The sequence below is a fragment of the Flammeovirga sp. AWQ4_249 genome, assembly GCF_056161045.1.
In genome coordinates, this window is record NZ_JBSWYJ010000071.1 from 1 (window position 1) to 15,236 (window position 15,236).

At 33.5% G+C, this 15,236-nt stretch carries 11 protein-coding genes and 1 tRNA gene; 8 read left to right on the forward strand and 4 right to left on the reverse strand.

Annotation, left to right across the window (positions count from 1 at the left end):
- Window positions 1–139 precede the first annotated feature (139 nt).
- Window positions 140–943, reverse strand: coding sequence for a hypothetical protein (locus ACXAHM_RS25260; protein WP_474966710.1), 804 nt, complete (start codon window positions 941–943; stop codon window positions 140–142).
- Window positions 944–1,259: 316 nt separating this feature from the next.
- Here ACXAHM_RS25260 and ACXAHM_RS25265 point away from each other — a divergent pair, with 316 nt between their 5' ends.
- The 5 genes from ACXAHM_RS25265 (at window position 1,260) to ACXAHM_RS25285 (ending at window position 9,444) form a co-directional block, all read left to right on the forward strand.
- Complete coding sequence (locus ACXAHM_RS25265) at window positions 1,260–3,644, forward strand: type IA DNA topoisomerase (protein WP_474966713.1); 2,385 nt, start codon at window positions 1,260–1,262, stop codon at window positions 3,642–3,644.
- A 326-nt stretch (window positions 3,645–3,970) separates the two neighbouring features.
- The gene (locus tag ACXAHM_RS25270) at window positions 3,971–5,260 is read left to right on the forward strand and encodes an ammonium transporter (protein WP_474966715.1); all 1,290 of its coding nucleotides are present in this window, start codon (window positions 3,971–3,973) and stop codon (window positions 5,258–5,260) included.
- Between the two features lie 240 nt (window positions 5,261–5,500).
- Window positions 5,501–6,604: an outer membrane beta-barrel protein gene (locus ACXAHM_RS25275; RefSeq protein WP_474966718.1), complete on the forward strand. Its 1,104-nt coding sequence runs from the start codon at window positions 5,501–5,503 to the stop codon at window positions 6,602–6,604.
- 440 nt (window positions 6,605–7,044) lie between these two features.
- Window positions 7,045–9,195: a glutamine synthetase III family protein gene (locus tag ACXAHM_RS25280; protein ID WP_474966720.1), complete on the forward strand. Its 2,151-nt coding sequence runs from the start codon at window positions 7,045–7,047 to the stop codon at window positions 9,193–9,195.
- 175 nt (window positions 9,196–9,370) lie between these two features.
- Window positions 9,371–9,444 (forward strand) — tRNA-His (locus ACXAHM_RS25285).
- Between the two features lie 48 nt (window positions 9,445–9,492).
- Here ACXAHM_RS25285 and ACXAHM_RS25290 read toward each other — a convergent pair.
- Window positions 9,493–10,413, reverse strand: a complete 921-nt coding sequence (locus ACXAHM_RS25290; RefSeq protein ID WP_474966722.1) for an alpha/beta fold hydrolase — start codon at window positions 10,411–10,413, stop codon at window positions 9,493–9,495.
- A 167-nt stretch (window positions 10,414–10,580) separates the two neighbouring features.
- On the opposite strand from ACXAHM_RS25290, the gene ACXAHM_RS25295 reads away from it, so the two are divergent.
- Together ACXAHM_RS25295 and feoB are read left to right on the forward strand one after the other, a co-directional pair.
- A complete protein-coding gene (locus ACXAHM_RS25295) occupies window positions 10,581–10,829 on the forward strand; it encodes a FeoA family protein (protein ID WP_474966724.1) in 249 nt (82 codons plus the stop codon).
- Between the two features lie 4 nt (window positions 10,830–10,833).
- Window positions 10,834–12,954 (forward strand): ferrous iron transport protein B, encoded by a 2,121-nt coding sequence (gene feoB, locus ACXAHM_RS25300; protein WP_474966727.1) that lies wholly within the window; start codon window positions 10,834–10,836, stop codon window positions 12,952–12,954.
- Between the two features lie 60 nt (window positions 12,955–13,014).
- Here feoB and ACXAHM_RS25305 read toward each other — a convergent pair whose 3' ends face one another.
- Window positions 13,015–13,464, reverse strand: coding sequence for a DM13 domain-containing protein (locus ACXAHM_RS25305; RefSeq protein ID WP_474966729.1), 450 nt, complete (start codon window positions 13,462–13,464; stop codon window positions 13,015–13,017).
- Window positions 13,465–13,554: 90 nt separating this feature from the next.
- Between ACXAHM_RS25305 and ACXAHM_RS25310 the strand changes: the two genes are divergently transcribed.
- Window positions 13,555–14,343 carry a PhzF family phenazine biosynthesis protein gene (locus ACXAHM_RS25310; protein WP_474966731.1) on the forward strand — a complete coding sequence of 263 codons (789 nt, stop codon included), beginning with the start codon at window positions 13,555–13,557 and terminating at the stop codon, window positions 14,341–14,343.
- 41 nt (window positions 14,344–14,384) lie between these two features.
- On the opposite strand, the gene ACXAHM_RS25315 is transcribed toward ACXAHM_RS25310, so the two are convergent.
- Window positions 14,385–14,957 carry an NAD(P)H-dependent oxidoreductase gene (locus ACXAHM_RS25315; RefSeq protein ID WP_474966733.1) on the reverse strand — a complete coding sequence of 191 codons (573 nt, stop codon included), beginning with the start codon at window positions 14,955–14,957 and terminating at the stop codon, window positions 14,385–14,387.
- Between the last annotated feature and the right edge of the window lie 279 nt (window positions 14,958–15,236).

The window sequence follows — 15,236 nt, forward strand, 5'->3', positions numbered from 1 at the left end:
AATGAAAATACATTAGAGAATGTAAAGGAATAAATATGCCCAAATACTACAAGTAGAAGGTATACTTCACAATACTTTTTCAGAAAAAAAATCCCACATCTTTCATATAGATGTGGGATTTTTTCGTTGCATTGTATTTTTAGAATATCATATCCATATCTGAGCATTCATCTTTATATAAATACATCATTAATAATTTCATGGCAGTTTTCTTATTTTTAGCTGCACCGAGTTTTTCAATTTTATCATAAGAAGCATCTACAGTCCACAGTTCCTTTTTACCAAACCACTGAAAAATCACTCCCTGAACCATAAAAAAGGTTTGCCCATCAATTTGTTTTGAATAAAGATTATTTAATTCATTTTCAAAACGGTCTCCCTTTGGTGCACCTACTTTTGCAATTACACTTCCTGTATTAGGGTTTGAATAAATTTCACAAGAACATTTACCTTGGAATTGCTCTTGTTCAATATCAGTAATACTCAATTCAAGGACACTCCATTTTTTATCTTCAGCAATAAAAGTCGCAGTAATATATTCTATACCTTTGGAAAGAACTTTTCCATTTTCATCATTAAGCAATGTATAGTTTAATGTGAAAATTGTTACACCTACCTCACCTTGCACTTGCGAAGAATGTATTTTTACTTCAGACTCACGATGAACCCCTTGATTATACTGAGTAATAAATAGAGATCTGTAATCATTTTTTCTTAGGACTCTATGATACCTTTTTCCATCCACAGATATTCTTGACACATTGATCATTACATCAGCACGAAAATGATTCATCATTTTATCCACATTTGCTTTGCTATGCCCGACTTTATTCTGCTCAACGATTGTTGTAATCATTTTTTCCATATCAGCAGCAGTTTGTGCATAAGAAGTGACTGACACTAAAAGTAAACTGAAAAATATTAACAGTAAGTTCTTTTTCATAATTGATAGTTTTGGGTGTTTTAAATTCAAAAGAATTCTATCAATTTAATTTAACAGTTTAAATGAATTAATAAAAGGATTCAACATATATAATAAGTTAGTTTATTCACCTTTTTAAGAATACTTAATGATTAAGTAAATGAAAATGTATTTTTTTTATCATAAATATAATTATAACATAATTCACTACTAATCAATTAATTAATATCAATAGTAGATTGATCAATCTATTTTTTTAATTTTTTGATCCCATAATTCCTTTTTTTTTCAGAATTTCAACCAAGAATTTATTAAATCAAATCAGCATTAGAGGAAGATGAAAGTTTGTATTGCCGAGAAACCAAGTGTAGCAAGAGAGATTGCCAAGATCGTTGGAGCCAAACAAAAGAAAAATGGCTACTATGAAGGAAATGGCTATCAAATCACATGGACTTTCGGTCATTTATGTACCTTAAAAGAACCTCATGATTATGATGCTTCCTTAAAACGTTGGGACCTGGTAACCTTGCCTATTGTTCCTGTGAAATTTGCTATAAAGCTTATTGACAATGAAGGATCTAAAAATCAATTTAAAGTAATCGAATCTCTTGTTCAGAAAGCAACTGAAGTCATCAACTGTGGTGATGCTGGTCAAGAGGGTGAATTGATACAACGTTGGGTGTTACATCAAGCAAAATGCAAGGTACCTGTAAAAAGGTTATGGATTTCGTCTTTAACAGAAGAAGCTATTCGTAATGGTTTTAATAAGTTACAATCCGAAAATGAATTTGATTTACTATATGCTGCAGGTAGTGCTCGTGCTATTGGTGATTGGTTATTAGGGATCAACGCTACCCGTTTATATACCATTAAATATGGTGGGTACAAACAATTATTATCTATAGGTAGGGTCCAAACTCCAACTTTAGCCTTGATTGTAAATCGCTATCTTGAAATTCAAAATTTTAAAAGTGAAAAATATTGGGAATTAAAAACCAAGTATAGAGATATCACTTTCAGTGCTACGAAAGGACGTTTTGAAAAGGAAGAGGAAGTCAAACAAGCTTTAAACTTAATTAATAATAAAGAGTTTGAGATTGTTTCTTTCAAAAGAAAAGAGGGAACAGAATCCCACCCTTATTTATTTGACTTAACTTCTTTACAAGTAGAATGTAATAAGAAGTTTAGTTTTTCTGCTGAGCAAACTTTAAAAATTGCTCAAAGTCTCTATGAGAAAAAGTTTCTTACCTATCCTCGTGTTGATACCACTTTCCTTCCGAATAACTTGTACCCTGAAGTTGGCCCTACATTAAAAGCTTTAACGAAGTTTGCTAATGAAACAGCTCCACTTTTTGGAAAACCCTTTCGAAAAACAAAAAAGGTATTTAATGATCAAAAAGTAACAGATCACCATGCCATTATTCCTACGAAAATTCCTGCTAGAGGATTAACGAGCCAAGAAGCAGCCGTTTATGACTTAGTGGCTTTACGTTTTATTGCTGCATTTTATCCAGATTGTAAAGTTGCAAAAACAGAAGTTTTAGGAAAAGTAGAAACTATAGACTTTAAAACTACAGGTAGAGAAGTCTTGGATCCAGGTTGGAGAGTATTATTTAAAAAAGACGAAGAAGAGGAGAAGAAGCGTAAAAAGAAAAAAGGTGAAGAAGAAGAACAAACGCTCCCTACTTTTCAACAGGGTGAAAAAGGCCCTCATAAACCTTTCATTAATAATAAGGAGACAAAACCTCCAAAACTCTATACTGAAGCAACACTTTTACGTGCAATGGAAACTGCAGGTAAAAATATAGATGATGAAGAACTTCGAAAAGCGATGAAAGAAAATGGTATTGGTCGTCCATCTACACGTGCTAATATTATCGAAACTTTATTCAGAAGAAAATATATAGAAAAACAAAGAAAGAACCTTGTTCCAACTCAAGCTGGCGTAGACCTCGTGAAAACAATTCAAAATGAATTACTAAAATCTGCTGAACTTACTGGAATTTGGGAGAAAAAGCTTCGTCAGATTGAAGATGGTACTTATGACATCAATCTTTTTATGAATGAGATTAAAGAAATGGTAACAGAAGTGGTTCAAAATGTAAAAGTTTCTCGTTCTAATTTTAAGATTGAAACACCAACTCAATCTTTACCAAAGGTAAAAACTACAAATAAGAAGTCTACTCCTAAAGATACAAGTATTACTTGTCCTAAATGTAAAACTAGGGAGGTAATAAAAGGCAATAGTGCCTATGGATGTTTAGGTTGGAAAACAAAAGAGTGTGATTTCCTTGTTCCTTTTAAATATGAGAATAAAAAACTAACAGATAAACAGATTCAATCTTTAATCATTAAAGGAAACACTCCTGAAATAAAAGGATTGAAAATAAATGGTGAAACTGTAAATGGCATCTTAAAATTAGATAATCAGTTTAAAATTGCTTTCCAAAAGGTAGAAGAGAAACCTTTAATATGCCCAAAATGCCAAAAAGGTCAAATTTTAGAGGGAAAAACAGCTTTTGGTTGTGGAAATTGGAAAAATGGGTGTGATTTTAAGGTGAATTTTGAAATTTACGGTAAAAAAATCACAAAGTCACAACTAAAATCACTTATTCAGAAAGGAATTAGTCCAAAAATCAAGGGATTTACTGAAAATCCATATCAAATTACAGAAGGAAGGTTAAAATTAGACCCATATTTTAAAATTATTCTATTAAAATAGAATATCAGGTTTAAAATTAACCCTATCTATATATTATTTCACCTTATATCATTATAACATCGTTAAAAAAACACCCTATTTTTTGAAAATTATCTATTTTTTCAATGAATTAGGTTAAATTTTCATGTTAAGATTTGCAAATAGAAGTATTTAACTCTACACTTGTATAAGAAATCAAGGAAAAAAGCTGAGATTCTTTTTCGAAGCAAGTATTCCTTTATAGATGTGAGTGATCCGTTTATTGGGGCCTCCCCGATAAGCGGATATATCACTCAGTAAGTCTCTCGAATTTTTAAATACTATCTATAATTTTAATTTTGACTGCAATGTTCTCAACAATTCACCTACTTGCCGATGCTACATTGGCAACGGAAGCGGTAACGCAAGCAGTTACTGCAGAACAATTACAAGTAACTAATCTAACAATCAGTAATGTGTGGATGTTAGTATCCACAATGTTAGTATTCATCATGGCTTTAGGATTCGCATGTGTAGAAGCTGGTTTTACTCAAGCAAAAAACACAGTGAATATCCTATTCAAAAACACAGTTGATTTATCAGTAGGATTAATTTCTTACGCTTGGTTCGGGTTCAACCTTATGTATCCAGGAGAATTCAATGGTATCTTTGGTTTCTCAGGATTTGGTTTAACTCCTGATACTTCAATAGGTTATGCAGGCGGTGCTTACACATATTGGACTGACTTTTTATTCCAAGCAATGTTCGCTGCAACTTGTGCTACAATCGTTTCAGGTGCTGTAGCAGAAAGAATCAAAATCACTTCTTACTTCATCTTCACTTTCTTCTTAGTAGGTTTCATCTACCCAGTATTAGGATCATGGCACTGGGGTGGCGGATGGCTATCTCAAATGGGATTCTATGACTTCGCTGGATCTACAGTAGTTCACTCAGTTGGTGGATGGGCTGCATTAGCAGGTATCATTGCAATTGGTGCTCGTAAAGGTAAATATGTTAACGGTAAAGTAGTTGATAAGCCAGGTTCTTCAGTACCTTTAGCTGTAATCGGTGTATTCTTATTATGGTTTGGATGGTTCGGATTCAACGGTGGATCAGTTCTTTCAGCAGACGCTCAAACTATTTCATTAGTATTAGTTACTACAACTTTAGCTGCAGCTGCAGGTGGTGTTGGTGGCTGGATCGGTGGTTACCTAATGTTCAAGCGTTACGACTTGGGTATGGTATTAAACGGAATCTTAGCTGGTTTAGTAGGTATTACTGCTGGTGCTGATCAAATGTCACCAAACGAATCAATTCTAATTGGTGTTGTATGTGGAATTGTAGTAGTTATCTCTGCTGTAACAATGGATAAATTCAAATTAGATGATTGTGTTGGAGCAGTTTCAGTTCACTTAACTTGTGGTATCATCGGTACTTTAGCAATTGGTGTATTAGGAGCAAAAGCAGGTGTTGATCAGTTCTTAACTCAATTGATCGGTGTAGCAGCTTATGGTGCTGTAGCATTCACTTCTTCATTAGCATTATTCTTTGCATTGAAATTCACAGTTGGCGTAAGAGTTTCTGAAGAACACGAATCAGAAGGTCTTGATAGTCACGAGCACGGTATCCGTGGTTACACTATCACTTTCGACAACTAAGATATAAACAAATAGAATGAGGAGGACTTATAAACATCCTCCTCACTCTAACAAATAATAAATTTGTATACGTAATACGTTAGTCTCGTATCAAATATTATTATTCATCCCACTTATATTTATCTCGTTACTCTCTTTAACTAAGGTAATGAACATTTAAATCAAGTAACTACAGATTGTGTGCATTGTAATTACTTATCTATAATTTATATTATTTCACCTCTATAATTTTCTATTAAAATGAAGACTAAATTATTCTCTTTAATCGCTCCACTAATGGTAGCGGGTTCGATAGCTTTTGCTCAAGATTCAGCTGAAAAAGAAATTGTAATTGCTGATAACACTGAAAAGACAGAAGAAACTACTGAAGAAGAAGCTGATAAATTATCAATTTCTGGATCAGTTGACTTATATTATAATTATGATTTCTCTGGTCAAGATACTCCAAACATTGGAACATCTTTCAATGACACTCAGAATTCGATTGGTTTAGGTATGGCGAATGTGATTTTATCACAAAGCTTAGGTAAAGCATCATTTGTTGCAGATTTATCATTTGGTACAAGAAGTAACAACTCTATTCCTGACGCTCAATTCCATATCCAAAACTTATATGCTTCATACCAATTAAGCGAAAAACTTTCAGCTACTGCTGGTTTCATGGGTACATTTGTTGGTTATGAAGTGATTTCTCCAACAGGAAACTTCAACTACTCAACTTCTTACTTATTCTCTAATGGTCCTTTCCAAAATGCAGGTTTAAAATTTGATTATGCATTCTCTGACAAAGTATCATTAATGTTAGGTGTATTTACAAACGAATGGGATTCTTACTCAGCTGCTCCTAATTTAGGTATGAGCGGTATCGGTGGTCAATTATACTTAGCACCAGTTGATGGTTTAGATGTTTACTTAAATGGTTTCCACTCATCAACTAGACAAGTATTAGACATCACTGCAGGTTACCAAATTACAGATGCTTTCTACTTTGGTTTAAACGCGGCTTGGGCTGATAAAACAGGAGATTCACCAGAAGGAGAAGGTCAATTATACACTGGTGTAGCAACTTATGTACAATATGCACTTTCAGAAACTTTCACTTTAGGTGTAAGATACGAGAACTTCAAAAATACAGACAGAATGCTTAGCGCTGAGAGCAACTTAGTTGATTCAGATGTAAGCATCAATGCATTCACTTTATCAGGAAACGTTGCTTTAGGTCCATTAATGTTAATTCCAGAATTAAGAATGGATACTGCTGATGTAGACATCTTCTCTAACGGAGACGGTGAAGCTACAGGATCTGCAACTCAAGGTACATTAGCTGTTGTATATGCTTTCTAAAAAATTAAGATTATAGATCTTTATATAAAAGCCGGTGCGTATTTCGTATCGGCTTTCTTTTTTTATGACTTTCATTAAAATTTACCCTAAAAAAGAAAAATTCACTTCTTTTTTCATCGAAATAGACTAATTAATACACCTAAATCATATTTTAAAAAGATAATATTTCAACTATAAGGCTAAAAATAAAAGAATATACCGCTTCATAACATATTCCCTAAAAAAATACCTGCATTTTTAAAAAATTCATTAATTATTCCTTATTTGAATTAAAAATTACCTATAAATTCAATTTTTTCTTGATTTTTTTAAAAAACAGAGTGATATTTACAAGGTAAACAAATTATAACGACTTCTGCTAATGAACAAACTAAACTGCTCAAACATAGAGTAATTAGAAAAGTTCTAGCAATAGTTTTTTTTAATCTCACATTAGAACAATGACAAATCTTCGTTTTAACGCCTTAGAGACCGCTTCTTCTAGAAGTGCTAAAAATGTAGAAACGCCATCAAACAAAATCTCTGATTATTTTGGAGAAGATTGTTTCGGTCTTCCACAAATGAAAACTGCATTAGCTCCTGCTATCTACAAAAAAGTAGAATCAGCTGTTAAACATGGTACAAAAATCGATGAAGCTACTGCTGACGCTGTCGCATCTGCTGTTGCAACTTGGGCTATTTCAAAAGGTGTAACTCACCATACTCACTGGTTCCAACCATTAACAGGTTCATCAGCTGAGAAACATGACTCTTTCTTTGATTATACAAAAGGAATTGAAACATTTAAAGGTTCTACGTTAACACAACAAGAGCCAGATGCTTCATCATTCCCTAACGGTGGTATCCGTGCAACTAACCAAGCTCGTGGTTATACAGGTTGGGATCCTTCATCTCCTATTTTCATTAGTAATAATACTTTATGTATCCCTACTATCTTTGTTTCATACACAGGTGATACATTAGATTATAAAACACCATTATTGAAAGCTCAAGAGGCAATCAATAAGGCAACTATTGACGTATGTAACTACTTCGAGGATGGTGTAACAAGTATTTCTGCTTCATTAGGTTGTGAGCAAGAATACTTCTTAGTTGACAAAGCATTTTACGCTGCACGTCCTGATTTATACATCACAGGTCGTACATTATTTGGTGCAAAACCTCCACACGGTCAACAATTAGATGACCACTACTTTGGTTCAATTGCTCCAAGAGTTGCAGCATTCATGAAAGACTTCGAATTCCAATGCCATAAATTAGGTATTCCTATTACTACTCGTCACAACGAGGTAGCACCAGGTCAATTCGAAGCAGCTCCATTATACGAAGAAATCAACACAGGTGTGGATCACAACTTGTTAATGATGGACGTAATGGAAAAAGTTGCAGGTGAGCACAACTTCGCTGTATTATTACACGAAAAGCCATTTGCTAACTTAAACGGATCAGGTAAGCACAACAACTGGTCATTAATTACAAACAAAGGAAGAAACCTTTTCCAACCTGAAGGTTCACTATATTTCTTAACTTTCTTAGTAAATACAATCAAAGCTGTACATGAGTATGGCGATTTATTAAGAGCATCAATTGCTTCTGCAGGTAACGATCACCGTTTAGGTGCAAACGAAGCGCCTCCAGCAATTATGTCAGTATTCTTAGGATCTACATTAACTGATTTCTTAAATACTGTTGCTGAATCAGGTAAATTAGTATACCAAGAAGGTGGTGACGAGTTCATCGAGTTAGGTATCGACAAGATTCCTGGTCTTAAGTTAGACAACACTGACCGTAACCGTACTTCTCCTTTTGCATTTACAGGTAATAAATTTGAGTTCCGTGCTGTAGGTTCACACCTAAACACTGCAACTCCAATGACAATATTGAACTTGATCGTTGCTGAGCAATTATCACAATTCAAAGCTTCTGTAGACGCTAAGATTTCTGCTGGTACTGATAAAGAAGCAGCAATCAGAGAAGTATTAGTAACATATATCAAAGAATCTGAGGCTATCCGTTTCGAAGGTGATGGTTACTCTCAAGAGTGGGTTGACGAAGCTGAATCTAGAGGTCTTTCTAACGTAAAAGATACTCCAAGAGCATTAGACTTCTTTATTTCTGCTCAAGCGAAAGAGATCTTTGCTAAGCATAACGTGTTTAGTGAAAAAGAAATCGAAGCTCGTCATGATGTATGGTCTGAGATCTACTCTACTAAGATAGACATTGAATCTAAGGCTATGGAAGAAATCGTATTGAACAAAGTAATCCCTGCTGCTACTAGCTATGTTGCTAAGTTAGTAGATTCGGCTACTAAGTTAAAAGATCTTGGATTAGATGCTTCTGCAATCGTTACTACTATCGAAGAAGTAACTGGTTTCATGAAGACAGCAAAACAAGGTGTGGCTGCAATGGTTATTGAGCGCGATAGAGTTCTAGCTATTGAAGATACAAACGCTCAAGCTGTTGAATTCTGTGATAGTATCAAAACGAAATACTTTGACACTATTCGTGGAGCAGTTGACCGTCTTGAATTATTCGTTGATGATGCTGAATGGCCATTACCGAAATACTCTGAAATGTTATTCCTTAAGTAATTAGGGGTTTAATATAATGTGGGATGTTTATACAAACTCATGATCCTTTCATTAGGATCATGAGTCCACTTTTTCCTACTGAATCTAAGCGATTTATAAAATAAATCGCTTTTTATATGCAAAAAGCTTTGGTTATTTAAGAATAATCCAACTATATTTGCATCGCAATAAAACGGCGATCGTAGCTCAGTTGGTTAGAGCATCGGTTTGTGGTTCCGAGGGCCGTGGGTTCGAATCCCATCGTTCGCCCAAATGTTTTAAGCACTTCTAAGAAATTAGAAGTGCTTTTTTTATATCTTATTTTGAATATTTATGAAGCCAATCATAAATTATTGGGAAATGATCATTGACTGCTTCTTTTGCCGTACAGATATTAATATGATCATAATCTAAAGCATGTCCATTGTCTTTTGATAGCAGAATAAATTGATCTGCTTCGTTATTAATCTCTTTCATCAAACGTTTAACATCAGATTCATGGCCTAAGTAATATTCTTTTTTTCCAGTCAAATACAATGTGGGAGGTATATTCTTTGCTTTTCGAAATGCTTCTAAGTAATCAAAATCATCACTTGGATCTATCCATTCACTTTGAGCATAAACCCATTTTTTACAATCCTCATAAACTCCTTTCGACTCGTTCTCTTGCCCTATTTTCATTTGACGAGCAGGAAGGAAACCAACAGCCTTAGTAACAAGTCCTCCAATCACATCCCAAACAAAGTCAACTTCAAATCTTTTCTTGAAAGTATCAACTGTAATACTTCTTTTTGTGGCGAAGAAACACATTGAAGCAATATTCAACTCTGGATGTCTTGCTAAATGAGCTAACATCCAAACTCCTCCCCAAGAATGTGCTATTATATGAATTGGCACATCTAAACTATGATGCCTTCTAATTTCCTCCAATAATGCCGGAATTTCTTCCTCAATAGCATGTATCTGTCTATTCTGACTATTTTTTGAAACAGGAGGAGTACTTTTTCCTCTACCTCTAAAATCAGGTACAAAGACATCAAATCCTTTTTCTGCTAGAAATGGAGCTATTCCTTTATCTTTTAAAGAGTAAAAAATTCGCCCACTTTCTACGCTTCCATGGATCATTAATACAGCTTCTTTTGCTGTAGTTTGTGTATATCTTTTGACGTAAAGTTGGCTTTCTTTAACGGGTACAAATAATGATTCTGAAATAAATTGATAGTCCGTAGTTGACTGCATGTTGCTTATTTAAGTGAAAGTTGTTCCTCAATTTATACAAAAATTGATAAAAAGATAAATATCAACCCTCTATAAAGAATGTTTGCTTTAATTCTATTTTAAAAATTGCTCTGTAATTGTACCTTTGTTATCAATAATAAGTCTAAATAAAACTCCTCATAGAGTAAATGGATAATAACAATAAATTAGTAAGTATAGATAAGCTTCCAAAAAACACAATTGGAATCATTTCTGAGTTTAAAGATAAATTAATTGGTAGCCGATTAATTGAACTTGGACTATACCCTGGTAAACCTATTACAGTAGTTAGAAAAGCACCATTTAAAGGCGCATTATACTTAAAATCTGAAAGACAATCTTTCGCATTAGGTCACCAAGAAGCTAAAACTGTTTTTGCTACTATTCAGGAGGTCTAAATATATGAGCACTAAAAAACTTCAAGTCGCACTACTAGGTAATCCAAATGTTGGAAAATCATCTGTTTTTAATCAATTAACTGGATTAAGACAAAAAGTAGGAAATTTCCCTGGTGTTACTGTAGATAAAAAAATTGGTACTACCAGTTTATCATCAGATATTAAAGCAACGGTTATTGATTTCCCTGGTACATATAGCTTGTATCCTACTTCTTCTGACGAAAGAGTAGTTTTAAATACATTTGCCAATCCAGATTCTAATGATTACCCTGATGCCATTATTTATATCGCTGATGTTACAAATTTAGAACGTCACCTTTTACTTCTGACACAAGTAAAAGAACTAAATATCCCAATGGTTTTAGGTTTAAATATGAGTGATATTGCTGAACGAAAAGGACAATTCACTGATGTTGATAAATTATCTAAAAAATTAAAATTACCTGTTATCTCAATCAATGGTAGATCGGGTGAAGGAATAGATTTAGTTAAAAAAGCAATTCTTGAGGTCATTGATAATGATCAAAAAGAAATGCTTCAAACGTATACTCAGAATACCACTGAGATAGCAGTTATAGAAGAAATTCAGAATGCTGAACAAAATATAAACTCATACCAAGCTTCTCTTTGGGCTCATCATGTTAATGAACTACCATTTCTTGATGATTCTACTAGAAGTAAAATTAAATCAATCAGAGAATCTCATGATTACAAAGACATGCGATTCCAAATTGACGAGACACTTCAACGTTATAATTTTATCAGTCCACTAATTCAAGAAGTTGTGAAAGAGTCTCATCAGATGAAATCTTCTTCTTTAACTGATAAAATCGATAGAATTATCACCCATAAAGTATTTGGTCCTGCAATTTTCTTTGTATTACTTCTTTTAGTTTTTCAATCTATTTTCTCTTGGGCTTCTACTCCTATGGATTGGATTGATGGAGGTATTGCTAACTTAGGTGAATATTTAAAAGGTGTATTACCTTCAGGATGGGCAACAGATCTTTTACTTGATGGTGTACTTGCCGGTTTAGGAGGTGTACTGGTATTCGTCCCTCAGATTACTATATTGTTCTTCTTAATTTCAATGATGGAAGAATCTGGATATATGTCAAGAGCTGTATATATGTTTGACCGCTTAATGATGAAATTCGGAATGAGTGGTAGATCTATTATCTCTCTTATTTCAGGAGGTGCTTGTGCTATCCCTGCCGTCATGGCAACTAGAGCAATCAGTAATTGGAAAGAAAGGATGATTACAATTATGGTTACTCCTCTAATCTCTTGTTCTGCAAGAATCCCTGTTTATGCTATTCTAGTTGCTTTCGCTGTACCTGATGAAACTGTAGCTGGTATTTTTAATCTTCAAGGGTTAGCATTTATGGGATTATACCTTCTGGGTATAGTTGCTACATTAATTGCAGGCTGGATTTTTAAATTAATCTTAAAGTCAGACGCTCCGACTTTTATGGCAATGGAATTACCTAGCTATAAAATGCCACATTGGAAAAATGTTGCTTTAACTGTAAGCGAAAAAGTAAATACTTTTGTGACTGAGGCAGGAAAAGTAATTATCATTGTATCCATCATATTATGGGCATTAGCCACTTATGGTCCTGGTAATTCAATTGAAGAAGCTACTTCTAAAGCTGAAATTGAAGCTGTAGATCTTCAATTAGATGAAACTGCTACTGCTGATTATGTAGCCTCTAAGGAATTAGAAGCTTCTTATGTAGGAATTTTAGGTAAAACAATTGAACCTATTTTCAAACCTTTAGGTTTTGATTGGAAAATTAGTATTGCCCTAGTTACTTCATTTGCTGCTCGTGAAGTTTTTGTAGGCACAATGGCTACAATCTACAGTGTTGGTTCTGCTGAAGAAGAAATTGCCCCTCTAAGAGATAGATTAGCCTCTTCGATAGATCCCGTCACAGGAGAACATCAATTTACCACTGCAACTGCATATTCATTAATGATATTTTATGTATTTGCCATGCAATGTATGTCTACACTTGCGGTTGTAAAAAGAGAAACAAAGAGCTGGAAATGGCCGACTATTCAATTTGCTTACATGAGTGGGCTAGCCTACTTTGGAGCATTGATCGCCTATCACTTATTTTAATTAAGAGTTATGAGTTAAGAATGAAGAACTAGATTACTTTATTCTTAACTCTTAATTTTTTTATTCTACTTCTGCATATCCAAATAATACACTAAAAGCTTTACACCAAACCAATACATATTTATTCTTGGTATAATCAACTCCTTCAGGAATATCATATGTCTGTACACCCGATGTACTTTTTAAAGTTCCTAAATTAATAAACCCATTACCTTGTAAATCTTGTGCTAAATAAATATATAAATCTGGTCCATTGTCTGATCTAAAATCTGATTCTAGCGTCAAAACATTATCTTCAATAGAAGCTGATCCAGATGTAGGATGAGCACTCCCTTTGAATTCTCCCATTAAAGCTTCTGAAGAATCGCCTGTATCCATATCTCCTGATCCGATATCATCGTCTGGAGTTAAAGTTGATAAGTCAAGAGGAGTAGGTTCCTCACCCTGAGGAATACATGATAAAAAGTTAAAACAAATAAAGATTGATAGAATAAGTATAATAGATTTCATAGTTTTGAAAGTTTTAAAATATGTAAATAATTCACAGCTTGATAGCAATTTAAAAAGCATTCAATTATTTGTCGAACTAAATCTAAAAACATGACACTAACTATTTATCAAATTGACGCTTTTTGTAAAAAAACTTTTCAAGGCAACCCTGCTGCCGTTGTTCCACTTGAGTATTGGATCGATGAAACATTGATGCAGAATATTGCAATGGAAAACAATTTAGCAGAAACAGTATTCTTTGTAAAAGAAGAAAATCAATACATAATTCGCTGGTTTACACCTGAAACTGAAATAAGATTGTGTGGACATGCGACTTTAGCAAGTGCTTTTTATCTTTTCGAAATTGAAAAAATTGATAGCGCAATTATTCATTTTCATTCTCACTTGAGTGGAACTCTTTCTGTACAAAAAAATAAGCATGGCTATGAATTAAATTTCCCATCAGAACCACCTTCTGATAGCATTGTTCCTGATTTCTTAGAAGATGCTCTTCACTGTGAGGTTATAACTTGCAGCCAACAAGGAATGTTTTTAATTGCAGAAGTTGAAACAGAAGAAATTGTAAAGTCAATTACGCCAAATTTCAATTTACTTCTTAAGGAAAGTCCAAATCTTGGAATTGTGGTCACTGCCAAAGGAAATGAGGTCGATTTTGTTTCTCGTTTTTTCCACCCTGGAATAGGTGTAAATGAAGATCCAGTTACAGGGTCATCACATACAGTACTGATTCCCTATTGGAGTGAAAAATTAAAGAAAACTGAAATGAAAGCTCTTCAATTATCTTCCAGAGGTGGCGAACTTCATTGTGTATTAAAAGAGGATCGTGTATTGATTAGTGGAAACGCTGTCTTATATATGAAAGGAGAAATCTATATATAAATATGAAAGGCTTCCTAACTTGATTTGGGAAGCCTTTACCATTAAAATCTTAAATTTACTTCTTTAAGAAATCTTTCTTTTTTAATTCTTTTACTTGAAGAAGTAGATGAGGAATTTAACCATTTAACATTACGAATGCCCACTCCTTTTAGTGTTGCTTTTATAAATGCTTTCTTTATTACGTTACCACCTAACAATTTGAGATACCATGTTGGAGATTCGGAAGTAGTTATCACAAGGCATTTTTTAATATGTGTCAATTTCCCTACTAAACCAGTTTTTGTTTCTATATAAGAGAAGTTTTTCAACATCACCTTATCAATAAAACCTTTCAAAATAGCAGGTAAATCATACCACCAAATAGGAAAAATAAAAACCAACTCATTCGTTTCTTTCAACATTTCCTGATATTGATGCACTTGCTTATCTGTAGTTTCTCCTTTGCTATATAACGCTAGGTCCTCTTCTCTTAAAACAGGATCAAAGTTGTCCTTATATAAATCAATCACCTGATATTCCTTCTTTTGCTCTTTTAACTTAGCAATTACAGTATCAAAAATTGCTTTATTAAAACTGCCATGCCATGGGTGCGCTAATATTATTGTTGTCTTCATTCTTCTTTTGTTTTTTATTATTCTACAAAAGTATTTTCTATAACAACACATAAGAAGGACATTTGTCTATAAATTTTTCAGATTTCTAATTCTACTTAAATGTCTTTGCGTAATTCCTAGATAAGAAGACAGGTATTTTAAAGGGATAGACTGAATATATTCTGGGTAATTATTAATTAGTGTTTTATATCAATAGCGTCCTAAACGTTTAAAAAAGTGTGAGAAAAGTTTAAGTATCTCAATTAACTTTGAGTTGCATAAAAAAAACATATTCTCACA

Bases quoted from the DNA above. Each gene is read 5' to 3' on its own strand.
- ACXAHM_RS25280 (WP_474966720.1), top strand. From the start codon at position 7,045: ATGACAAATCTTCGTTTTAACGCCTTAGAGACCGCTTCTTCTAGAAGT.
- ACXAHM_RS25260 (WP_474966710.1), bottom strand. From the start codon at position 943: ATGAAAAAGAACTTACTGTTAATATTTTTCAGTTTACTTTTAGTGTCA.
- ACXAHM_RS25310 (WP_474966731.1), top strand. From the start codon at position 13,555: ATGACACTAACTATTTATCAAATTGACGCTTTTTGTAAAAAAACTTTT.
- ACXAHM_RS25315 (WP_474966733.1), bottom strand. From the start codon at position 14,957: ATGAAGACAACAATAATATTAGCGCACCCATGGCATGGCAGTTTTAAT.
- ACXAHM_RS25305 (WP_474966729.1), bottom strand. From the start codon at position 13,464: ATGAAATCTATTATACTTATTCTATCAATCTTTATTTGTTTTAACTTT.
- ACXAHM_RS25290 (WP_474966722.1), bottom strand. From the start codon at position 10,413: ATGCAGTCAACTACGGACTATCAATTTATTTCAGAATCATTATTTGTA.
- feoB (WP_474966727.1), top strand. From the start codon at position 10,834: ATGAGCACTAAAAAACTTCAAGTCGCACTACTAGGTAATCCAAATGTT.
- ACXAHM_RS25275 (WP_474966718.1), top strand. From the start codon at position 5,501: ATGAAGACTAAATTATTCTCTTTAATCGCTCCACTAATGGTAGCGGGT.
- ACXAHM_RS25270 (WP_474966715.1), top strand. From the start codon at position 3,971: ATGTTCTCAACAATTCACCTACTTGCCGATGCTACATTGGCAACGGAA.
- ACXAHM_RS25295 (WP_474966724.1), top strand. From the start codon at position 10,581: ATGGATAATAACAATAAATTAGTAAGTATAGATAAGCTTCCAAAAAAC.
- ACXAHM_RS25265 (WP_474966713.1), top strand. From the start codon at position 1,260: ATGAAAGTTTGTATTGCCGAGAAACCAAGTGTAGCAAGAGAGATTGCC.